Origin of the sequence: Paenibacillus sp. 481, assembly GCF_021223605.1 — a bacterium.
In the GTDB taxonomy this organism is placed as follows: Bacteria; Bacillota; Bacilli; order Paenibacillales; family Paenibacillaceae; genus Paenibacillus_B.
Genome location: NZ_CP075175.1, coordinates 3,904,235 through 3,926,170, shown reverse-complemented (window position 1 = coordinate 3,926,170; position 21,936 = coordinate 3,904,235). Strand labels below are relative to the sequence as shown.

General features: G+C 48.0%; 17 protein-coding genes. 9 read left to right on the top strand and 8 right to left on the bottom strand.

Translation table 11 applies throughout. The features are described from left to right. Positions 1 to 105: 105 nt before the first annotated feature. Positions 106 to 3,888, bottom strand: a complete 3,783-nt coding sequence (locus tag KIK04_RS17295) for a DNA polymerase III subunit alpha (protein ID WP_232274848.1) — start codon at positions 3,886 to 3,888, stop codon at positions 106 to 108. Between the two features lie 174 nt (positions 3,889 to 4,062). On the opposite strand from KIK04_RS17295, the gene KIK04_RS17290 reads away from it, so the two are divergent. The 3 genes from KIK04_RS17290 to KIK04_RS17280 all read left to right on the top strand — a co-directional run bounded on the left by KIK04_RS17290 (position 4,063) and on the right by KIK04_RS17280 (position 5,355). Beyond that, entirely contained in the window at positions 4,063 to 4,389 is a 327-nt protein-coding gene (locus KIK04_RS17290) for a YtrH family sporulation protein (protein ID WP_232274847.1), read from the top strand. A 5-nt stretch (positions 4,390 to 4,394) separates the two neighbouring features. After that, positions 4,395 to 4,883, top strand: coding sequence for a sporulation membrane protein YtrI (locus KIK04_RS17285; protein ID WP_232274846.1), 489 nt, complete (start codon positions 4,395 to 4,397; stop codon positions 4,881 to 4,883). Positions 4,884 to 5,037: 154 nt separating this feature from the next. Beyond that, the gene (locus tag KIK04_RS17280) at positions 5,038 to 5,355 is read left to right on the top strand and encodes a YtpI family protein (RefSeq protein ID WP_442951101.1); all 318 of its coding nucleotides are present in this window, start codon (positions 5,038 to 5,040) and stop codon (positions 5,353 to 5,355) included. 116 nt (positions 5,356 to 5,471) lie between these two features. Here the strand turns inward: KIK04_RS17280 and KIK04_RS17275 are convergent, their stop codons facing one another. The 4 genes from KIK04_RS17275 to KIK04_RS17260 form a co-directional block, all read right to left on the bottom strand. Continuing rightward, positions 5,472 to 6,800, bottom strand: a complete 1,329-nt coding sequence (locus KIK04_RS17275) for a DRTGG domain-containing protein (protein ID WP_232274845.1) — start codon at positions 6,798 to 6,800, stop codon at positions 5,472 to 5,474. A 148-nt stretch (positions 6,801 to 6,948) separates the two neighbouring features. Beyond that, complete coding sequence (locus KIK04_RS17270; RefSeq protein WP_232274844.1) at positions 6,949 to 7,377, bottom strand: hypothetical protein; 429 nt, start codon at positions 7,375 to 7,377, stop codon at positions 6,949 to 6,951. Between the two features lie 131 nt (positions 7,378 to 7,508). Then, positions 7,509 to 7,847, bottom strand: coding sequence for a YlbF/YmcA family competence regulator (locus KIK04_RS17265; protein WP_232274843.1), 339 nt, complete (start codon positions 7,845 to 7,847; stop codon positions 7,509 to 7,511). A 148-nt stretch (positions 7,848 to 7,995) separates the two neighbouring features. Then, positions 7,996 to 9,177, bottom strand: coding sequence for a DUF445 family protein (locus tag KIK04_RS17260; RefSeq protein WP_232274842.1), 1,182 nt, complete (start codon positions 9,175 to 9,177; stop codon positions 7,996 to 7,998). A gap of 146 nt (positions 9,178 to 9,323) precedes the next feature. On the opposite strand from KIK04_RS17260, the gene KIK04_RS17255 reads away from it, so the two are divergent. From KIK04_RS17255 to KIK04_RS17230, 6 genes are all read left to right on the top strand, one after another. Further along, a complete protein-coding gene (locus KIK04_RS17255; protein WP_232274841.1) occupies positions 9,324 to 10,694 on the top strand; it encodes a YheC/YheD family endospore coat-associated protein in 1,371 nt (456 codons plus the stop codon). Positions 10,695 to 10,708: 14 nt separating this feature from the next. Beyond that, a complete protein-coding gene (locus KIK04_RS17250) occupies positions 10,709 to 11,899 on the top strand; it encodes a YheC/YheD family endospore coat-associated protein (RefSeq protein ID WP_232274840.1) in 1,191 nt (396 codons plus the stop codon). Further along, the gene (locus tag KIK04_RS17245; RefSeq protein WP_232274839.1) at positions 11,896 to 13,275 is read left to right on the top strand and encodes a YheC/YheD family endospore coat-associated protein; all 1,380 of its coding nucleotides are present in this window, start codon (positions 11,896 to 11,898) and stop codon (positions 13,273 to 13,275) included. The genes KIK04_RS17250 and KIK04_RS17245 overlap by 4 nt, the downstream gene beginning before the upstream one ends. Continuing rightward, positions 13,272 to 14,381: a YheC/YheD family endospore coat-associated protein gene (locus KIK04_RS17240; RefSeq protein ID WP_232274838.1), complete on the top strand. Its 1,110-nt coding sequence runs from the start codon at positions 13,272 to 13,274 to the stop codon at positions 14,379 to 14,381. The genes KIK04_RS17245 and KIK04_RS17240 overlap by 4 nt, the downstream gene beginning before the upstream one ends. Before the next feature lie 24 nt (positions 14,382 to 14,405). Further along, positions 14,406 to 15,827, top strand: coding sequence for a YheC/YheD family endospore coat-associated protein (locus KIK04_RS17235; RefSeq protein ID WP_332329976.1), 1,422 nt, complete (start codon positions 14,406 to 14,408; stop codon positions 15,825 to 15,827). A 161-nt stretch (positions 15,828 to 15,988) separates the two neighbouring features. After that, positions 15,989 to 16,969, top strand: coding sequence for a YpdA family putative bacillithiol disulfide reductase (locus KIK04_RS17230; RefSeq protein ID WP_232274837.1), 981 nt, complete (start codon positions 15,989 to 15,991; stop codon positions 16,967 to 16,969). 208 nt (positions 16,970 to 17,177) lie between these two features. Here the strand turns inward: KIK04_RS17230 and ytvI are convergent, their stop codons facing one another. The 3 genes from ytvI to KIK04_RS17215 form a co-directional block, all read right to left on the bottom strand. Continuing rightward, complete coding sequence (ytvI, locus tag KIK04_RS17225; protein WP_232274836.1) at positions 17,178 to 18,209, bottom strand: sporulation integral membrane protein YtvI; 1,032 nt, start codon at positions 18,207 to 18,209, stop codon at positions 17,178 to 17,180. Between the two features lie 150 nt (positions 18,210 to 18,359). Further along, positions 18,360 to 19,523, bottom strand: coding sequence for a radical SAM/CxCxxxxC motif protein YfkAB (gene yfkAB, locus KIK04_RS17220; protein ID WP_442951100.1), 1,164 nt, complete (start codon positions 19,521 to 19,523; stop codon positions 18,360 to 18,362). A 121-nt stretch (positions 19,524 to 19,644) separates the two neighbouring features. Further along, positions 19,645 to 21,888: an MMPL family transporter gene (locus KIK04_RS17215; RefSeq protein ID WP_232274835.1), complete on the bottom strand. Its 2,244-nt coding sequence runs from the start codon at positions 21,886 to 21,888 to the stop codon at positions 19,645 to 19,647. Between the last annotated feature and the right edge of the window lie 48 nt (positions 21,889 to 21,936).

Genomic DNA, 21,936 nt, shown 5'->3' with positions numbered 1-21,936 from the left:
GCCAAAGAACATGTTGTGCAACGGGGCGTACATAAATGTATGCGTCGTAGAGAGGAAGTGTTCATGCTCTTCAAGATATTCGACATGAACAGCGCTACGCCTTTTTTACTTCACTCGCACGGTCCCAGCGCCGCATATGGCCTCAATCCGGCGGAATAATTCCGGCGAAGGCTTGATCGCATATGCGGCACTTAGCGCCCGCAACTGCTGCTCACGCTCGTAAAACAGCACGGTCGGCAGCGGCCCAGGCTGGGATTGGATAAGCTGTTGCAGCTCTTGGAGCAGCTCTGGACGTTCACGGTCAGCCGTTATCTTGATATACACGCGCTGCGTTGCAGAACGCGGCTGCGCAGACGAGGAAGCGCCTGGCGACTCCGCCACTCTCCCTCGCTCCGCATCACGACCTGTTGGCCTCTGCTGCGTCTTATGCGAGCTCTCCTGCTGCGCCGTGTGCTGTGCCTGACGTAAAACCTCCTGCTGAGCGCCTAGCTCGTCTCGTGTTGAAGGATGTCCAGAGCTGGCATCCACGCTTGGACGAGCCACAGCTGGACGATTAGCGCCATACACGCTCGCGCTACGCTGACTGCCAGAGCTGCCAGAGCTGCCCATGCTGTCGCGGCCCTTAGGGCCAGCCGACGAGCCACCGTCACCTGCCAGTTCCGGACGACGACGCTGGCGGGATCGCTGTGCAAGCGCAGCAACGGCGTGCGGCTCCAACGGCACCGCCTCATGTGCCAGTAGCTTGTAGTCCTCGTCCTGTTGCTGGACTTTAGCCCGAACAGCAAGCAAGGCTCCTTTGGCAACGAGTTGTTCCGCACGTCGCCACACCTCTGGAAACAGAACTACTTCCACACGTTCAATTCGATCTTCAATTTCGACAAAAGCCATCGGTTTTCCTGCTTTTGTAACAATCGAGCGGATCGACACCACCATACCTGCTACGACACACTCGCTTTCATCAGCAGCGTCATGCAAATCAACGAGCTGATCGGTGTCTATTTCAGCCAATAGCGCCACATAATCATCCAGTGGGTGCCCTGACAAATATAAACCGAGTAAGTCGCGCTCCAACTCCAATTGTTGGGCCATAGTAAATGGCTGAACGTTGGGCAGCTCAACCGTCCAGTTGTTCACCTCGTCCAAGCCCAAGAATTGAATTTGCAAATCTTCACGTTCCTTGCGCCACTTCGCAGCCGCCTCCAACGATTCATCCAACACCGCGAGCAACTGCGCCCGGTGACCAGGTAGCGAATCGAATGCGCCAGCTTGAATAAGCGATTCAATTACACGTCGATTGCAGACACGTAGATCAACCCGCTTGCAAAAATCGAGCAAGTCCATAAACGGCTTCTGCTCCCGTTCACGCAGCATACTCTCAATCGCAAGTGTACCGACATTTTTAATCGCTCCAAGTCCAAACCGGATCGCGCCGTCAACAGGCGTAAACGTGACTTTACTCTCGTTCACATCAGGCGGCAGCAATCGAATGCCTTGCTTGCGACAATCCTCAATGTATTCAGCCACCTTGCGATGATTGCCCATATTGGCCGTTAACATCGACGCCATAAATGGAGTCGGATAGTGAGTCTTCAAAAATGCGGTTTGAAACGCCAGCACACCGTAAGCAGCCGCATGCGCACGCGGGAAACCGTAGTCCGCAAAGCGAACGATCATGTCATACACATGATTAGCTTCCGCCTCCGCATATCCTTGCGCCAAGCTTCCTTGCACAAAATGCTCACGCTCTTGATCAAGCACTTCGCGTTTCTTTTTCGATACAGCTCGTCGCAATAAATCCGCTTCACCGAGTGAAAATCCGGCCATACGCGAGGCAATTTGCATAATTTGCTCTTGGTATACAATAATGCCGTACGTGTCACGCAAAATCGGTTCCAGATCCGGATGTGGGTATTCAACTGCCTGTTTGCCGTGTTTACTCAAAATGTAGTTCGGAATAAATTCCATCGGACCTGGGCGATAGAGCGCTAGAACGGAGACGATGTCCTCGAATGAGTTAGGCTTCATTTCACGTAAAACACGCCGCACCCCTGCCGATTCCAATTGGAACAGCCCGGTCGTTTCGCCACGTCCTAGCAAGGTATACGTCTGCTCATCTGCATCGTCCACCGCATTCAAATCGAGCGCCTGACCAGTACGCTCTTCGATCCAACCGAGCGTGCGCTCGATAATCGAAAGTGTGCGCAAACCAAGAAAATCCATTTTAAGCATGCCGATCGCTTCTAAATGCTCCATCGAATATTGCGTGAGCGTGGAACGCTCGGAAGCGGCCTGCAAAGGCACGTAGTGCGTCAGCGGCTCTTGACTGATAACGACTCCAGCCGCATGCGTGGAAGCGTGGCGTGGCATCCCTTCGACCTTGACAGCCATATCAAGCAACTCACGTATGCGCGGTTGTTTCTCTCGCCATTCACGCAGTTCTGTGCTTACGTGCAGCGCCTTTTCCAACGTGATGCCGATTCGCTCGGGTATTAACTTCGCAGCCCGATCCGTTTCGTTGTAAGGCACGTTCAGTACGCGCCCTACATCGCGCACCGCTCCACGTGCAGCCATTGTGCCGAACGTAATAATTTGCGCTACGCGGTCATGGCCGTATTTGTCAGCGACATAAGCAATGACCTCATCGCGCCGCTCGTCGTTAAAGTCAATATCGATATCTGGCATCGTAATTCGCTCTGGATTAAGGAAGCGCTCAAACAACAAATTGTATTTCAGCGGATCGACGTTCGTAATGCGCAATGTATACGCAACAAGACTACCTGCGGATGATCCACGTCCAGGACCTGTCATAATGCCTTGCTCATGGGCATAGCGAATAAAGTCCCATACGATTAAAAAATAGTCCGCAAAGCCCATATTCACAATCGTATCCAACTCGTAGTGCAAACGTTGCCACGCGCTCTCTTGAAAGGCTGCATCCTGCCACTCGCTTACATGCGCATAGCGGTTGTGAAGCCCTGCTTCACATAGCTGACGCAAATACTGGGCTGCTGTCAGCCCTTCTGGAATCGGCTCGAACGCCGGAAGCACAGCTCCGCCAAGTTCAATCTCCACCTTGCATTGCTCCGCAATCCGCGCGGTGTTGAGAATCGCCTCTGGCACATGCCTAAATAAAGCGCTCATCTCATCGCCAGATTTAAAGTACAGTTGATCGGTAGGAATACGCAATCGCCCCTCTTCCTCAACCGTCTTGCCTGTACCGATACATATGAGCACATCTTGCATGGCCGCGTCTTCTTGACGAATATAGTGCACGTCGTTCGTCGCGACTAAAGGAATGCCTGTCTGCTCGCTTAGCGCGATAAGGCCGATGTTCACTTTTTTCTGCTCAGGCAAATGATGATCTTGCAATTCAAGGTAAAATCCATCCTTAAAAATGTCACGGTATCGCTCAGCCGCAGCACGTGCCTCGTCCAAACGATCGTGCAGGACGTGCTGCGACACTTCGCCTCCTAAACAGGCACTCAAGCAGATAATGCCTTCTCCGTACTGCTGAAGCGTCTCCATGTCGACCCGTGGTTTGTAATGAAAACCTTCCAAGTGTCCAACGGAGCAAATTTTCATCAAATTGCGATATCCTTGCTTGTTCTTCGCAAGCAATATTAAATGATAGATGGGCTGTTCCTTACGCGAGGCTCGTTCGTGACGAGAACCAGCTGTCACATAAGCTTCCATTCCAATAATGGGTTTAATTCCATGTTTTAGACAAGCTTTATAAAATGCGATCGTCCCGTACATAACCCCGTGGTCGGTAAGGGCGAGCGCCTTCATTCCATTTGCAGCTGCTTGCGTGGCAAGCGCTTCGATCCGCGCCGCTCCGTCGAGCAAACTGTATTCACTGTGAACGTGCAAATGCACGAATCCGTTCATGTGCTAAGACACCTCCGTCATCCTGCCTTTTGCTACTCATAACAGCATGATGATATACGAACATACTTTCGTTTTCTATTTTATCATATTTCATGAAACAAGTTCTATACATGTACAGAGGAAGTCTTGTCCTTTTTCACTTCCGCCAAATACGGTTTGAAGGGAGAAGCTTGCATGGGTACATTTTTAGCGAAGGCGCTGCTCGATTTTTTTATTGCCTTTGGCGTCGTTATGGGCGGTTCAATGCTGGCAGGCATCGGAGCCGTAATCGCGCTCCAATCTCCTGTCGATACGATGAGTCATATTGCGGAGCACTTGAAAATTTGGGCCGTCGTTGCAGCAGTTGGCGGCACGATTGATCCTATCCGTGTCATTGAAAGCAATTTTTGGGTCGGAAACTTATCTCCTGTATTTAAACAGCTGCTTTATATATTCGTATCCTTTTTAGGGGCGCACCTAGGCACGGAAATCATTCATTGGATTTGTCGGGTCAGGGGGTAGATACGATGCGTAAACCGACTGTTTCATCGTTGCTGCGGGATATCGGCATCGGCATTTCAGGGATGGTACTTGGAGCTTGCGTGTATCATGCGCTATTTTTGCATCAGATCAATGAGCTAGTTATGATGAATATTGATTTGCAGGATCACGTGTCTCATTACCGTACTGAAGCGCAAGATTTGCTCAAATATAAAAATAAACAGACTGTCATTAAAAGCATCGACGTTCACATTTACAACCCTTCTACGCAGCGTATTATCCCGCAAGGGGATCAAGCTGAAATTAAGCGGCGCCTCCTCAACGATTTAAAAGGCTTAAAGGGTCGAGACGTGTTTCAAATTGACGAGTACAGCAAACTGGTAGAAGGACTACTAAAAAATAAAATTTACCCCGATATATTCGAAAAAGATTACACGGTGGCGTTACGCACCATGCTCGTCACAGAAGGCGTCCTGCACGTATGGATCGATGTTCATGCTTATGTAGGCACTTAAACCAGCTCTTTAATCATCAATTAAACTAGCATTAATCCAGCTCTAATCCGGTTTGTAAGCCACTTCCTCTTCATCGATGAAAACGTTCGCCTCAAGCGGACATTATGGTAAAATAACAAGAGCTATATTTGATACAAAAAGGAGCGTTTATACTTTGGAGCAAATTATGCAGTCAATACTGTGGGGCTTAGTCCTGCTCATCTGCTTAACGTCAGGCTTGTCCGTTTTTTACAGCATTCGTTCTCGTCGTTCTAGCCACGCCGGTTATCGAGGATTATATGCAGCCCGCACCAACATTTGCATGGGCTTTATGCTCGTGTTTATCGCGCTTATTCAGATGTTTATGTTTGAAGGATCGACGGTGCGCGTCATTGTCGGAGCTGTGCTGCTCGTTCTCGGTGCGTTCAATTTGTTTGCCGGATTGCGCAATCACGGTCATTTTCAACGACATTTATCTGCCGAGCAAAAATAGAGCACTCCCGTCTTACGTAAAGGGGCCGCCCCAAGTCATCTTGTGACTTATGGAACGGCCTCTTTGTTCGTATTCGCTAAGCTGACTTGGCTGACTTGGGCGAATATACGACAGCATTAATCAATGTTTTGTACGTTCATCATCGCTTTACTAGCAAGCGCACCGTCCACAAGCAGTTCAACTTCAAGCTTGCAGAACTTGCGGCTTAGCTCCAACACGTGAGGCCGTATCGTCAGTAACTCTTCGATTTGGATCGGACGAATAAAGAACGTCGTAATGTTCTCTAGCACATGATCGTGACCGCGCGCATCTTTTGCGGTGCGCAGTGCGGCTTGCGTCATTAACGTCGTCAGAACCCCTTCTGATATCGTGCCTAAATGGCTTGCCATCTGCGGGGTAATCACCCCTCGATAGAACAGCCGCCCCTGTTCGTCCCGCTCCTCTTCGAACCCGTTCCAAATCAGATCATCGAACGTTTCGCCAAGCTGTGGCTCCTTCTTGGCATCCCGCATCGCTTCCAATACCTCGCGCCGCGTAATGACGGCGAGCAGCCTCCTGCTCCGGTCAACTACAGGCAGCAGCTCAACGCCTTCCCACACCATTGTGTGTGAGGCAGACGCAAGCGATGTCTGCAAGTTAGCCGTAATCGGATTGCGGCTGTACAACTTATCCAGCGTCTGCGTCGGTGCTGCACCGAGCACATCTTTATACGTCATCATCCCGATGACTCGGTTCCAGTCATCCACCACAGGAAAACGACTATGCCCTGTCTCCTCGCGCAGTAGCTCAAAATCAAGCACCGTACTAAAAGGCCGCAAGACGTGCATTTTCGTATTTAAGTTGACGACATCCTCTACAATCATAATTTTCTTCTTAATAAGTCGATCAAATAATGCACGGTTAATCATCGAAGCGACTGTAAACGTATCATATTTGGATGAAATGATCGGTAAGTTGAGTGTATCCGCCAGCATTTTGACTTCTCTGCTCGTCCCGAAACCACCTGTAATCAATACGCCTGCCCCGTGCTGCAAGGCAAGCCGGTGTGCGTCTTCGCGGTTACCGACGATGAGCAAGCTGCCCGCATCTATGTAGCGAACCATGGCGTCCAGTTTCATCGCGCCAATGACATACTTGTTGAGCGTCTTCGTTTGACCCTCAATTCCACCAAGCACAGAGCCACCTACAATTTCGACAACCTCTGTAAATGTCAGTTGGTCGGACATGTTGCGCGGTTTCTTCTCCACACGCACAGTGCCAATTCGCTCTTTCGTCAGGACGAGGCCGATATTTTCGGCTTCTTTGACGGCGCGATATGCGGTTCCTTCACTAACACCCATTTCCTTCGCCAATTTGCGTACGGAAATTTTGGTGGCTGGCTTTAAATTTTCAATATGAGTCAGCAGCTGCTCGTGCTTGGTGACCGTTCCATCATGTCCTTCCATCTGTTACACCCCTAATCTCCGAACTGTATTTATCTGTACCTATATTATCACAAATAAAAAAGCCTTCCCACTCCTCTCTCCGCGTACATCACATACGGGAGTTAAGAGTGGGAAGGCTTATATCGTTCAGATCAATCAGCATGATACGCTAAGTAACATGCTTTTTTTGCGTTTGCTTGCGCTCCACACGCTTGAGCACATGCTCTTCTAACCGGCGCAGCTTCTCCCGCCGAATACGTTGCAGATGGCGTTCAGCTTCTTCGTCAACGCCTAGTAAACGATAAAGATGAGCGCCTAGCACAAGCAATGCAAAGCCAATCCATACAAAACTGAACCAAGTAGCTCCTGTGGATAAGTGCGCAGTCTTGACAATCGGCAAAGCGATTAAGAGCATCACAAGTACGATCGCGATTGCACAGACGTGCCACCAGCGCTTCGCCCGCTGCTTGGTGGTCGCGCCTTCGCCAAGCGGAAGCTCGGCCGTTTCTTGCGATGCCTCTTGCGCGGCCCTTTGCTCAGCGAGCATATTTTCCATACGCCTTACCATTTGCGCAGCTTCATATTCGGTCTTTTTCATAACGATAACGCCCTCCTTGCCAACAGACATACGGAAGCTCATACTTCGTTCTGCCTTGCAGGCCTTGTCCTTAATAAGAGCGTATGAAATGCAGGACACGATTATGTCACCTTTATTACGAGATTCAAAAATTATTGATAGATATGGCCAAGAGAATCGGTTACAATCTTGTTCACATCTTGGATAATAACGGCCAAGCGCTGCTCTGCCTCAAACAGGGCTGCCATGTCTGGGTTCATGCTAATCACTTCGAACAGCTTCTGCATGTTCTCCATCTCTTCTGGCGGCGGCATTTCACCAGCCATCATCTGCTGTTGCAATTCGACTTGACGCTGACGGAAGTTCGCAAGCATGCTCTTGCTCTCTTCATTTGCATCGATCGCTTTCATCGCTTCTTCAATCGCTTTTGCTTCTGGAGATTCTTGCAAAGCACGTGCTAGTTCATGTGCCTTATCGTATACATTAGACATATTCATTCATCCTTTCTTACTATCAAACCTGTATCAAACCATTCCTAAATAGAAATTAGTAGGCTGATATAATCAGCCTAGACAGCATACCATATGTATTCTTTATACGACAAATGACGACGCATTCGTCACATCACATTGTGCAGCATCATTTTAGTGCTAGCATGACCACGCCTTGCAGCAGACCGATAAGTCCCCCTAATACAGCACCAAGCCATGTAATCGCTCGGAATTCTTTACCTGAGACGCTCAAAATAATCGTCTCCAAGCGTTCAACAGGAAAACGCTCAACCTGCATACGCACCATTTCTTGCAAGTTCACAACTGCGACAAGCCGCTCTAAGTTGTTATCGAGCAACCTCAGCCCAACTTCTACCACACGCGGCACATAAGGTTCCCACGTATGACGAACTTGACCAAGCCACACTGTTGGGCGAACGTCACCGAGTCGCTCCACACGCTCAGTCCAACGCGTTAATGCAGGTAGATGTTCCAAGAGCCAATCTACAGGCTCCTGTTCCGTATGCTCCTGATCGGTAAATGCGCGTATGAGTTCAGCAGGCGACTGGTTACCCCATTCCTGCAATTTGTTCGCGATAAATTGCGCCACTGCCGTATGTACGGATATCGAATGCAACTGCTCTGCAATAATGGGCGTCATCTTCGATACAAGTTTATCCTCATCGACAAACATAGCAGCCATCGTACCGAAGAAGCCTTGGGTACGCTCTAACACTCCAGATGCCATCTTGCGTAGCATATGTTGACCATTAGGGGACAATATTTCTTCCCGCACAGCCGACAACAACAACGTTGCCGTTCTAGCAGCAATCCGCTCGCGTGTCTCATCTGAGTACATGGGCAACAACTCTGACAACGGACGCACATCTAGTTGGTTGCTTGTCCACCATTTTCTAAATCCTGCATCAGTCCAAGCTTGTAGACGCTCCGCTAGTTGATCGCGTACATCTTCCCACTCTCGATCAGGAAATAAAGTGCTTGACCATTCGCGTACCGTACGCTCGTCTTGCAGCCATCGCTCTAGCCCGTTAAGCAGCGACGACGTCGCTTTCTCTTGCACATTAGGCTTATTGAGCATCGCTCGTAGCCCATCGCTTGTTACTAAGTATTCGGCCACCACATCCCCTAGCGAAGCAGCAATATCCTCTTTCCGCTTTGGGATGAGCCCCGGGGTAAACGGTACTCGCCACCGCCCAATTTTAATCGGAATTCGGGGGTGAAATAGCATCTTAATCGCAAAGTGATTCGTAATCCCGCCTACAACGGCAGCTACGGACACGCTAAAAAGAATAAATAACCAAGTGGGCATAAATCCGCATCCTTTCCTGCATAGGTTAATCACCAAGGAAAATATGTCCTCATATGATACATTAGCGTATATGGTTCACCTGTATTGACCCGTACAGGTGCCCAACGTATCAAGGACAGTAAGTTGTTGTTGGAAGGAGAACCAACATGTCCAAAACAAAAGTAACGCTCCAGGTCATCAGTTCCGGCATCTTGCGAGAAGAAGTGCTCATGTTAGGCGAAGCTTACGTCAAACAGTGGAAAATCCCGGTCAACCAACCACTAACACTTCGCTTTGGATCATTTAAGCACCATGTGACAGTCGTTCCTGTCCCCCGCTATGACGGCTTGCGCATGAATCATGTATTGGCACGGAAGATGGGACTACAATCCGGCGTTACGCTCCGAGCTGTATATAAATCGGCAAGCCACACGTTATGCCTTGGCCCACTTGTTGGTGTGATGATAAGCAGAGACCGGCCAGATACGCCTGATAAGCCGTTTGGGCAAATTACGTTGTTCTGTAAAGAACTCGTAGATGCCTGTCAAGCTCACGGGGCTGTCGCTTGCTTCTTTACACCTGAACAAATCCTAGATCAATACAGCGGTGTGCAAGGGTGGGTTTACGCAAATGGATGCTGGCAAAAAGCAACAATGCCGATCCCAGATGTCATCAACAATCGACTTCCTTCGCGCAAGATAGAGAACAAACCTAGCGTACAGCATTTTATGAAAGAAGTAAAACTGCGTCATAAAACCCACATCTTTAACGAAAAATTTCTCGATAAGACCGAAGTATTTGATGCCCTACAGCCCGATGTTCAGTTACAAAAGTATTTACCAGAATCCCATCTCCTGCGCAGCTTTACAACCCTGAAGACGATGTGCGCTCGTTACAACACCGTCTTTCTTAAGCCGGCTCGTGGCAGCCTTGGCAAAGGTATCGTTCGTGTATCTAAATTGCCGGACAATACGTATCAAGCGATGTATTCAACTGTAAACGGAACGCGTCGCCAATCTTTTAGTAGCCTGCTTAAGCTGTTCTCGAGCCTATCTGGAAAAATGAAAACGAACAGCTACCAAATTCAGCAAGGATTAACGCTGATCGAAAATGAAAAGCGCCCCGTCGACTTTCGAGCTCTTGTGCAAAAAAATGCTACCGGAAAATGGACGATTACTTCTATCGTGGCGCGCGTAGCCAGCAATCAGCATTTTGTGTCCAATCTTGCACGCGGCGGTACGTTAAGTACGGTAAAAGAGGCCATCACGAGTTCGGAACTATCGTCTGATTCACGGACAGACATCTACGTTCGCTTACAGCGTGCTGCGCTTGATATTGCACGCGGAGTCGAAACTTATATCCCGCTGCATTTTGGCGAACTAGGTATCGATTTAGCCGTCGATGAACACGGAAGAGTATGGCTTCTAGAAGTGAATTCCAAACCTTCCAAAAGTGATAACACACCGCTTAATGAAAGTAAAATACGCCCTTCTGTACGCAAAATGGTCGAATATGCTCGCCATTTAGCTGGCTTTTAAGGAGGTGGTCATCCATGGACGTATGGACTCCAAGGAGGGACAACGCCGTGCTCGGCGTACTGCAAAATGAATCCTCCTCTGCACCTTCAACCGACACCGACACAGCTGCAAATGCACACATTTATCCGCTCACTGAACCCATGTACAGCCGCAAACTTTGTATGGCAGGCCATAAATTAGGCGTTACCGTGCTCGTGTTTTCTCCCTTGCACATCGACTGGGATAACATGAGCGTAACGGCTTATCACTATCATGCTGGAGGCTGGGAAACTCGTCACGTCGCATTGCCTGCGTTAGTGTACGATCGATGCACGTATGCTAACGAGATGCAGCACTATCGGACGAAAGTCGCGATGTCTCGGATGCAACGTGCAGGCATCCGGTGGCTAGGTATCGGCTTAGGCGGGAAATGGGATATATTCCGTTCCTTGTCCACCTGTCCCGACTTAGCTCCCATTATGCCACCTACTACGGTATACAAAGGCATGAAGGCACTAGCTGAGCAACTGAATCACCATGATGCTAACGTGTTCCTCAAACCGCAAGGGGGGAGCCACGGACGCTCCACCCTTCATGTTCGTCGCGCCCGGGCAGACGAGGGACAGCGTACGATGTACCCACTTCAAGTGCGGGGGCGAAATCGTGACAACTCGCTCGTGCAAAAAGGTTTTTCTACCGTTGAATCCGGGTTGCAATGGATCGACCACTTCATCAGCAAGCGACGATATATTGTCCAGCCGTACTTGTCGCTAACGGATCAGGAAGAAAGACCGTTTGACGTTCGCGTACTCATGCAAAAAAATGAGCGTGGACAATGGAAGTTTACAGGCATGGCTGTGCGTGTTGGATGCAGCACGAGTGTAACATCCAACTTGCATGGCGGTGGCCACTCTGTTCAGGCTCTTCCGTTCTTGATTGAGCAGTTCGGCCCGAGCGAAGCCGAGCGGCTGGCAAGTACGATTCGTCACTACAGCAAGCTTATTCCGCCTGCGCTTGAACAACGGCACGGACGCTTATCAGAACTAGGGCTCGACTTCGGAATTGACCGAAATGCACATCTATGGCTGCTGGAAGTGAATTCGAAACCCGGCCGTAATGTATTTAGTCAAAGCGGTGAGCGAGATGCTGCCCTTAAATCCGTGGAATACCCTATTTTGTACGCGCGTCACGTTATGGTTCGACATCTTAGGAGGGTCTGTCCATGAGTTTGACGGTTTGTAACGTGCATTTAACGCCAAATCCTGAAAAAGTATTATACGTGTCCAACTCACTCTTAAAACAACTCAAACTAGCCGGTAAAAAAACGGTGCGGCTTCGCTTCGGAAAAATCGTCACTCCCGTTTCCGTTAAACCGATTCGAAAACCAGGTAAACATCTATTCGTCAGCGCTGGGTTGCGCAACTATGTTCATGTGCCGAGATCAGCTATGGTGCACCTCTTAAATGAATCCGAAGGCGATTTGCAAATCGGTCCGCTCATCGGCATTATGTCTGATGCCACAACGAATCGGCCCAATGCGACGCCTTTTGGGAATCGCTCTAATTTTATCAAGCAGCTACTCAAGGCAGGCAACAAAAAAGCTTATATATGCGCCTTTCACCCTAACGACATTGATTGGCATGACGAGACGGTGTCCGCCTATTTCCTTAGTGAGTCCGGCGGTTGGATGAGAAGAACTGTGCCCCTGCCAGATGTTGTGTATAACCGCCTCCATAGTCGGCGGGCGGAAACGTCCGCGGCGATTAACGGACTGCGTGAACGATTAATTAGAAAAAAGATTCCGTTTTTCAACTGGAGCTTCTTTAATAAATCGGATGTATATGAACTGCTAAAAGATGAGCTTGACGCTAATCGCTATGTACCAGAATCTGTCATGAGCCCAACCTCCGATATGATAAAAAGCATGCTTGAAAGACATCAATTCGTCTACTATAAACCGACGGCAGGCAGTTTAGGTATCGGCATTTATAGACTTACCTATTTGCCCAAAAAAGGATACTTCGCTCGCTATACGAGCAACGGCAAAAATGTACTGCTTCGCTTCAAACATTTTTCTAGTCTGATGCGCATGCTGGAAGCTAGACATGGTCAAAGTTTGCTCAATTACGTCGTCCAGCAAGGTGTACGGCTCATTGAGATCGATGGTTGCCCGATCGATTTTCGGTTTCATATGCACAAAAACGGTGAAAACGTATGGACGGTCGTCGGAATCGGCGCCAAAAAGGCCGGAAAAGGCAGTGTCACCACTCACGTCAAAAATGGTGGGCAACTCATGACTCCTGAACAAGCGCTGGAACGCGAATTCGGTGACCGGGCAGAGGAGGTGTTGGAGGACGCCAAACGAGTTGCCATTGATCTTGCGGAAGCAATCGAACGCAACCACCCTCATTTAATCGGTGAATTAGGATTTGATATTGGTATTGATCGTGATGAACATGTATGGATGTTCGAAGCGAATGCCAAACCAGGTCGCTCCATTTTTAAGCATCCATCGTTAAAAGATGAAGGAACCGCTTCTCTTAATCACATTATTGAACATTGCCTGTACCTGAGTAAATTTCTCAGGAGGGATGAATTTTGAGCGAATTGGAACAGGAGCAATTGCCGGTCGTTGCCATACTAACGATTGATGACGAGAAAGATTTGTTTAGAGGTAATCGAGAGAACTTCGTGGACTTGTTGCAAACGGGTAAGGAGATGGGATTTCTCGTTTATATCGTCACGGTGAAAGACTTAAAGCTGGACGCTAGACGAATTATCGGGTATCGCTATCAATTTGAACAGAACATATGGCAGCAGGAATGGTTCCCGCTGCCACAAGTGATTTACAATCGCATCCCGCTACGCGAAGATGAAATGCAGCCTCCTGTGATCAAGAAAATAGTCGACTTGGTGACTCATCCCACGATCCGACTGTTCAACCCTTTCTTTTTCAACAAATGGCATCTGTTCGAATGGCTAAAAAAATCACGGACGACGAAACAATTTATTCCTTCCACCCAACGGTTGACGACACCTATCCACTTAGGAAAAATGTTGCATAAGCATCCGTTCTTATTTTTAAAGCCCGAAAGTGGCAAGGCGGGTGTTGGCATTATGACATTGCGTGTAAATCCAACCAAAGCATTAAAGTTTCGGTTGAAAATTCAAGACAAGAAAAAGAACGTATCGTACAAATGCGCTACGATTACGAAGCTATGGACGCGTATTCGCAAGCAAGCTTCACAGCACAACTATATCGTTCAGCAAGGCATCTTGCTTGCCTCAATCGATCGCAGACCTTTTGACTTACGCGTACTCGTCCAGAAAAATGGCAAAGGACAATGGGACATCACGGGCGTAGGGGCTCGGGTTGCAGGTTCATTGAGCATAACGACCCACGTCCCACGTGGAGGAAGCATTGACGATCCTGAGAAGCTGCTAACGTCAATATTTGGTATAGAACAGTCAAAACGCATCCTCATTCGCACAAAAAACGCCGCGCTCATTATCGCTCGTCAAATTGAACGCGGCTCCGGTCAGACGCTTGGAGAAATGTCAATGGATTTGGGAGTGGACGCTAGCGGAGGCATCTGGTTTTTTGAAGCCAATGCCAAACCGATGAAATTTGACGAACCGCACATCCGTAAACGTTCTTTGGAGCGCATTTTTCAATACAGCACGTTCCTTGCCAAACCAAGTGGATAACGGACAAGAAGAAGGTGAATGCGCTTGGCTCAACCGGTACTTGGCATATTAACGTTATACACAAATGAACAGAAGCATCTTGAAGAACGGTCGATCTATCAGAAAATGATCACCTTGGGAAAGCAAATCGGTCTTAACGTCTTCGTGTTCACGCCGCAAGACGTCGATGAATCCAACCGCCGCATCAACGCCATGTGCTATCATCCCGAATCCGATCGTTGGCACTATAGATGGATGAAGTTCCCTCATATGATATTTGATCGCTGCCGTCTGCAAAATAGTTATCGATTTGAACAATTACGCAAATTTCGCGCCAAATACAACAATCTGCTGTTCCTTAACCGCCCGCTGCGCAATAAATGGACGATACACCAAGTATTGTCCACCCTGCCTTCTATTCGTCAGCATTTGCCTGTGACGCGCTTGTATACGTGTGTGCAAGACGTACAGCGCATGATTAAGCAAGAGCCGCTCGTTTACTTGAAGCCTATTAACGGCACGGGAGGGCGGGGCATCTTACGGATTGAACGGTTGAAATCGTCCAATCAAGTCGTATATGTACAAGGGCGAGATCAGCAACGGCGCATTATTCGTCCGCAAAAATTGACTTGGTCCCAACTGGCGATTAAATTAGCCGCATGGAATGCCAGAGAGCGATATCTCGTTCAGCAAGGAATATCGTTGAATTTGCCGAACGGGCGTGTGCACGATTATCGCATGCTTGTGCAAAAAGATCGATACGGCAATTGGTCCCTTACGGGCTGCGCAGGCAGAATCGGAGCAGAAAAAAGCATAACGTCCAATTTGCACGGCGGCGGCGAAGCCGTAGCAATGGACGTATTGCTGAATCAATGGATTGCAGACTATTTGCTCATCCATCGTGTCAAAGAAGAGGCGCGAACATTAGGACTGGAAGTCGCTTCGTATTTGGAGGAAAAGTACGATGCTTTATGTGAAATCGCGCTTGATATCGCGATTGATCGCAGCGGACATGTGTGGATGCTCGAAGTAAATCCGAAGCCTGCACGTGAGGTGTTTAATCGAATTGGTGATGGCGACACTTACCGAGCTGCCATTATGCGCCCACTTGAATATGCATTATGGGTGTACGAGAACAAAGTGCTGAAAAATAACAACGACGGCAATTTAATCACGTACACGAGTCCGTTTATTGCGGATTCTGACTTGCTTTCCATCCAAATGGATTCGCAAATTCCGATCCCAGACCCTGCCACAGTTACTGCAACCACCCCAACACCAACACCAGCGCCAGCTCTGGTTCCAGATCTGGCTCCAACTCCAACATCGACTCCAACACATACCATTACGAGCATTTATGAAGACGGGAAAATACTCGTCTACACATCGTCCTATATCGTACCTCAAGAATACGAAGAACAAGGAAAGTCGCTTCAAGCGGTCCCATGTCTTGAGACTTCGGAATAACGTAATATTGTTGTCGAACAACACGACAAGCACAGATACAGAAGGCGCAGCCAACTTATAGATGGTTACGCCTTCTGATATGTTTTATGAGCGTTGTCAATCGTCGCTATTTTCAGTTACGATATAACGATAACTATCATGTCTGAACGGAGGAGATTAAAGTGGAACAAGCCATTATTATTGGGGCCGGACCTTGCGGACTATCGGCTGCCATTGAATTGCAGCGCATCGGAATCGATCCGCTTATTATTGAGAAAAACTGCATCGTGCATTCGATATATCGTTACCCCACACATTTACAGTTTTTTAGTACACCTGAGTTATTGGAGATTGGGGGTATTCCATTTGCCACGCCAAATGACAAGCCTTATCGTCACGAGGCGCTTGTCTATTATCGAAAAGTGGCCGAGCATTACAAGCTCCGGATTCGTGCCTATGAAGAAGTACTGTCTGTACAAAAAGAAGCCGATGGATCATTTTCGGTGCATTCACGAACACAAAACGGAGCTACCTCCCGTCGCTCGACGCCCCATGTCATTATCGCGACAGGATATTTTGATCATCCTAATTTGTTAGGAATTCCAGGTGAATCACTATCGCATGTCACCCATTACTTTCAAGAAGCTCACCCTTATGCTGGCATGAACGTCACCATCATTGGGGGGAACAACTCCGCCATTGATGCTGCGCTGGAACTGCAACGGGTAGGCGCGCACGTAACTGTCGTCTATCGAGGCGAGCAATTGTCGAGCAGCATTAAGCCGTGGGTACGCCCCCTGTTTGAAAGCATGCTTAGCAAACAGCGCATTCAAATGCGCTTCGCTTCACAAGTGACACGTATTGAATCTGGTTATGTACATATTGAGGATGCAGCGGGGGATGTGGATATCATTTCTGCCGATTTTGTACTCGCTTTAACTGGATTTAGACCTGACCGAAACATGCTAGCCGATTCAGGTGTTCAATTGCAAGCAGACAAGGAAAAGCCGATCTATCATCCTGACACGATGGAAACGAACGTCCCTGGCCTCTACGTAGCTGGTGTCATCGCATCTGGACGGGATGCCAATGAGGTGTTTATTGAGTCAGGCCGACACCACGGCCGTATCATCGCAGAGCAAATCGCACAACGAGTCACTTAACAAATGACATCACAAGTCACATCGCGAATCACATAGCAATTCACTGAACAATTTACAGAGCAATTTACAGAGCAATCATGAATTGGAACTCCATTTCGTCCCTAACGCAACACGCGCAGTCGAGTTCAGCTCTACGTACATCCGAACTACCTTTTTCTAAAAAAAGAGCACCCGGGCTTCAAAAGCCTGGGTGCCGATTAACAACTCTCTAAAACTTAAACTTCACTTCCAATAGCCCCGCCTTACGCAGCGCGGAAAACACAATGACGACCAGCGGTCCAATGAAGAAACCGATAACGCCGACAAGCTTGAAACCAACATAAAGACTTATTAAAGCTGGCAGCGCTCCGATACCTACCGAATCACCAACCACTTTCGGTTCCAAAATACGACGCAGCGCTGTAATGATAACGAACAACGCGACCAAACCAACACCTGTAAACAAGTCCCCCGTTACCATGCAGTAAACACCCCACGGTACCAATGCAGAACCTACCCCTAAAATAGGTAGTAAATCTACAATCGTGACGAGTAGCGCGATAGCTAATGGATATTTTGTATCGAGAATTAACAATCCACTCAACGTAATCACGTACGTGAACAAGCTTAAAATAAACTGTGCTCGGATAAAGCCAAACACGGATTGTCTAAGCCGATCCATCACTTCACCGACCTGATTGTGCGATTTTTCATCAAAAAATCTCAACACCGTAGGACGGAAGCGATCTAGACTCGCGTTTATAAAGAAGAGCGCCACGATAAATACGATAAAGAAGATAAACATGTTAGGCAACGCTGAAGCTGCCGACACCATATGTGTCGAAGCCGCCGAAGCGAACGAAGATAAATGTCCGATTGCTTGGCTAATTACCGTTTCAATACCCGCTCCCCAATCACTTGGCAGATCTTGATACACCCCGCGCATATCAATCAGACTCTTCTCAACCCATATTTGAACTTCCTGCATATAAGTCGGCATATTTTTCACAAGCGCAATAAGCTGCTTAATCATTTGCAGACCGAGCCAATACATACCGAACAACAGGAACAACGTAAACAACGTACTCGTTATCGCAGCTGCTGGAACTCGCTTAACACGAAACGTTCGCATCCAAAACTGTGTCAAAGGCTCTAAAAACATGGCCAATACACTGGCTAGCAAAAATGGCGCTCCGACAGTAAACAATCCGTACAGAAATACGATACCTAATGCTAGCACAACAAGCTGTTTTAACGACATAGGTCACATCCTTCATCGGCACACCTGCCGTTAATGTTATACAAGTTACATCGTCACCTTCATAACATGCTCCGATGCTGCATATGTGGTTTTCATTTTACCGTACCGTTGATAGGCTGTCACATACCTACTCCATTTGTATAGCACCTATTACAAGGTTAGTGCAGTACGTTTCTTAAAATCGATTCCATCGTAGTACATGTTCGCAACAAGTAGATTCGGACCACAGCATGAAGCTTGTGGACAATAACAATCAACCGTTTGGCTTAGTGGATGCTCATGCAACCATCTATTAAATATGCCGTCTAATTTTTCATTAAAAATGTTCCCGAATGCTGGAATGTCCGCAAAATCAGTTACGTACACGTCACCAGAGAACAAATTGACATTGAGTCGGTTACGGCCATCCGGATCGTTACGCAATGTAACGTTCGGCTCCGTCTTCAAACGCCGCAACAGCGCATGATCCTCTTCATTTGTATTGCAATGGAAAAATGGTAGCGTACCAAATAGCATCCACATATCACGATTGCGTACATCCAATAAGTCATGGATCGATTTGCGCAGCTCCGGCAATTGAAGCACGGGCAAATGCTTGGCGAACGAGCTTGGATACATCGGATGAACCTCATGACGCTTACAACCCATCTCATCAATAAGCTGATGAATTTGTGTAATCTTATCATGCGTACGGTAGTTAAGCATCGATTCTGCCGAAATGTACATCCCCGCTTCACTTAGTTTGCGGGTGTTTTCAATCATGCGTTCGTACAAACGAACGGCCGCCTTTTCCTTGACGTCATGTACAGTATGTGCAAATCCGACTTCATGAAAATCGTCTGCACATGTGTAGTTAAACGAAATATGCATGACATCCAAATACGGTAACAGCCATTCATACCGCTCTATATCAAGCGTCAAATTCGAGTTGATCTGCGAGCGCACTCCACGCTCACGCGCATATTTAAGTAGCGGGACAATGTACTCTTTAACCGTTTTGGCATAGAGCATAGGCTCCCCACCAGTAATACTGATTGTCTCCAAATGCTCAACTTCATCCAGGCTTCTTAGCATATCAGCAAGCGGAAGCTTCGGCGGTTCGCTAATCGAGAGCGTATGACCGACTGCACAGTGCTCGCAACGCATGTTGCAAGCAAGTGCCAGCGTCATTTCAACACTTGTGAGCGTATGCTTCCCGTGTTGCTGCAATGAGCGAATCGGGTCCCAAGGGTCATAAGACGGTGATAACGGGATCAGCTCATTTCTCCTTATCGTCCCTATAGTTGTTCCTTGCTCCACTTGAAGTTGTTCCATTGTTCATTCCACCTAACTTTCTAATTACCTCTAGCTGAAAATCTTTGTAACGATTCACAGAATTGTTTATATGTTTGTTTATATGTTGTTTATGTGTTTGCTTATTTGTTTAAGATGACGGTCACTGTTTCGATTGTTGCTTGTGTCTCATCCAGCGCGGGGCCCACCAATTCGCATTCCCCATCAGCTTCATGAGCGCAGGCACAAGAAATAGCCTAATTAACGTCGCATCTAACAAGACTGCTGTGGCTAAGCCTAGACCAATCGCCTTCATCATCTCGTTATCTGTAAAAATGAACGCTCCCACAACGACGATAAGAATAAATGCAGCACTCGTAATGATGCTCCCTGTCTTTTTCAATCCTTCTGCTGTCGCCTGCTCGTTATCCCCGCTCTCATCATACTGTTCAGCGATACGCGACAACAAAAATACTTCATAGTCCATAGATATGCCGAACACTACACAAAAAATGATGACAGGCAGCATGGCAACGACTACGCCGGTAGACGTCACTTGGAACAGTTCCGCCAAGAAGCCGTATTGAAAGACGAGTACAACGATGCCTAGACTCGCACCTAAGCTTAATACATTCATTATCACCGCCTTTAATGGCAGTAATACCGAGCGAAATGCAATAAACAATACGATATACGTCACAATGAGGATAAATACGATGACATATGGCAGCGCAGTCGTAATCGTATCTACAATATCTAAGCGAACCGCAGCTGCTCCTGTCACAAGCTGCTCTTTAAAGGCTGGATCGATATCCATTTCGCGCATTTCGCGCACAAGTGGAAACGTAACGTCACCTTCCGAGTCTAAGCTAGAGATGACTTGCAGCACAATCCATTCGTTGTTGACGAGTCTTGTATCTTCCAGTGCAGTGCGCACAGTCTGTTGCTTTAACGCCTCTGCCTTTGCTGTGGACGAAGGAAACTTCGACATCGCCCCAAGATAGCTATCGACTCGGCTTACCCCTTCTAATGCGGACAAGCGGTCTGTGAGTCGTTGAACAGCTTCTATCGTCACTTCGTCCGTATACGGCTTATCCGTCCGCAATACAACTTGAATCGGACTTAATTCCCGCATATCGTAAGTTTGCTTCAACAGATCAAACCCGTAGCGCGATTCATACTTAGGCGGCAGCATTTCTGCTTGAGGCACACCTATCTTCATTCCGCTAATGGGCCATGCAAATGCAATTAACAAACCGCTTAGCACGACGACAATCGTGACTGGGCGCTTCATTACGCCATAAGCGACTTTGCCCCAGAAAGCACGCTCCGTCTGCTCAGGGCCTTCTTGACGACGGAATCGCTTTGGAATAACCTTGTAGCGATTAATTCGTTCTCCTAGCAAAGCGAATATAGCCAGCAGCAAAGTGTTGCCGACGATGACAGACATCGTCACAACGAGTACACCGCCCAGACAAATCGAATGGAACAACGATAAATCAATAAAGACCATCGCAATTAATCCGATTAGAACCGCGACACCGGAAAAGAAGATAGACTGACCCGCCCGTTGCGCAGTCATCGCGACGGCAAGCTCGACGGAAGGCTGGCGTCGCAGCTCCTCACGGAAGCGACTAACCATAAAGAGGGCATAGTCAATCCCGACAGCAAGTCCGAGCATGCTTACGATGTTCGGCATAAAGTTGCTGAGCGAATCGGTCGTTAGCGCTATAAAGTATATCAGGCCCAATGTTATCGTCACGCTCATTAGACCAACAATTAACGGCAAAATGCCTGCCAGCCACGTGCCAAACACGAGCAGCAGTACAATTAAAGCAATAGGCAAGCCAATGACTTCGGCTTTAATAATATCGCGTTTACTCGCTTCCTGCATATCGTAAAAAGCAGCAGTAGCGCCGCTGACATACGTGCTCACCTGATCCATTTCTGGAATGAGCTTACGTATTTCCGGATAGCGGTTGATCGCTTCGTTCGAATCTAAATCTATAAATACGGTAGCAGCAATGACGTCATCTCGCTTTCGCAGATGACCTTCTTTGCGTACCGAAATCTGAGTGACATAAGATTCCTGTTCTAACCGATCTAGTGACTGTTCGATCCGTCGTATCGCTTCTGGAGTCCATAACGAAGAGCCGTCACGGCTTTCATATACAATATCCAGCGTGGTCGATGATAGTTGCAGCTCTTCACGCATCAACACAAGCGCCTTATCAGACTCGCTACCGATAGGCGTAAAGCCAGTGTCCTTAAGCATTGCAGGTGCTTTTACTGCAAAAAACGCCATAACAACGAATAAAATGACCCAGATGATCCACACCGCATGGCGCTGCCGAAACATAAAGCGGCCCCAATGCCAGAACAACCCTTGTTTATCTGATTCTCGCACGAATTGAACCCCCAACTATCAAAATGAAAGCACATCTTCTCTCATTGT

Bases quoted from the DNA above. Each gene is read 5' to 3' on its own strand.
- yfkAB (WP_442951100.1), bottom strand. From the start codon at position 19,523: ATGGAACAACTTCAAGTGGAGCAAGGAACAACTATAGGGACGATAAGG.
- KIK04_RS17250 (WP_232274840.1), top strand. From the start codon at position 10,709: ATGGACGTATGGACTCCAAGGAGGGACAACGCCGTGCTCGGCGTACTG.
- KIK04_RS17285 (WP_232274846.1), top strand. From the start codon at position 4,395: ATGCGTAAACCGACTGTTTCATCGTTGCTGCGGGATATCGGCATCGGC.
- KIK04_RS17295 (WP_232274848.1), bottom strand. From the start codon at position 3,888: ATGAACGGATTCGTGCATTTGCACGTTCACAGTGAATACAGTTTGCTC.
- KIK04_RS17260 (WP_232274842.1), bottom strand. From the start codon at position 9,177: ATGCCCACTTGGTTATTTATTCTTTTTAGCGTGTCCGTAGCTGCCGTT.
- KIK04_RS17245 (WP_232274839.1), top strand. From the start codon at position 11,896: ATGAGTTTGACGGTTTGTAACGTGCATTTAACGCCAAATCCTGAAAAA.
- KIK04_RS17290 (WP_232274847.1), top strand. From the start codon at position 4,063: ATGGGTACATTTTTAGCGAAGGCGCTGCTCGATTTTTTTATTGCCTTT.
- KIK04_RS17265 (WP_232274843.1), bottom strand. From the start codon at position 7,847: ATGTCTAATGTATACGATAAGGCACATGAACTAGCACGTGCTTTGCAA.
- KIK04_RS17270 (WP_232274844.1), bottom strand. From the start codon at position 7,377: ATGAAAAAGACCGAATATGAAGCTGCGCAAATGGTAAGGCGTATGGAA.
- ytvI (WP_232274836.1), bottom strand. From the start codon at position 18,209: ATGTCGTTAAAACAGCTTGTTGTGCTAGCATTAGGTATCGTATTTCTG.
- KIK04_RS17275 (WP_232274845.1), bottom strand. From the start codon at position 6,800: ATGGAAGGACATGATGGAACGGTCACCAAGCACGAGCAGCTGCTGACT.
- KIK04_RS17255 (WP_232274841.1), top strand. From the start codon at position 9,324: ATGTCCAAAACAAAAGTAACGCTCCAGGTCATCAGTTCCGGCATCTTG.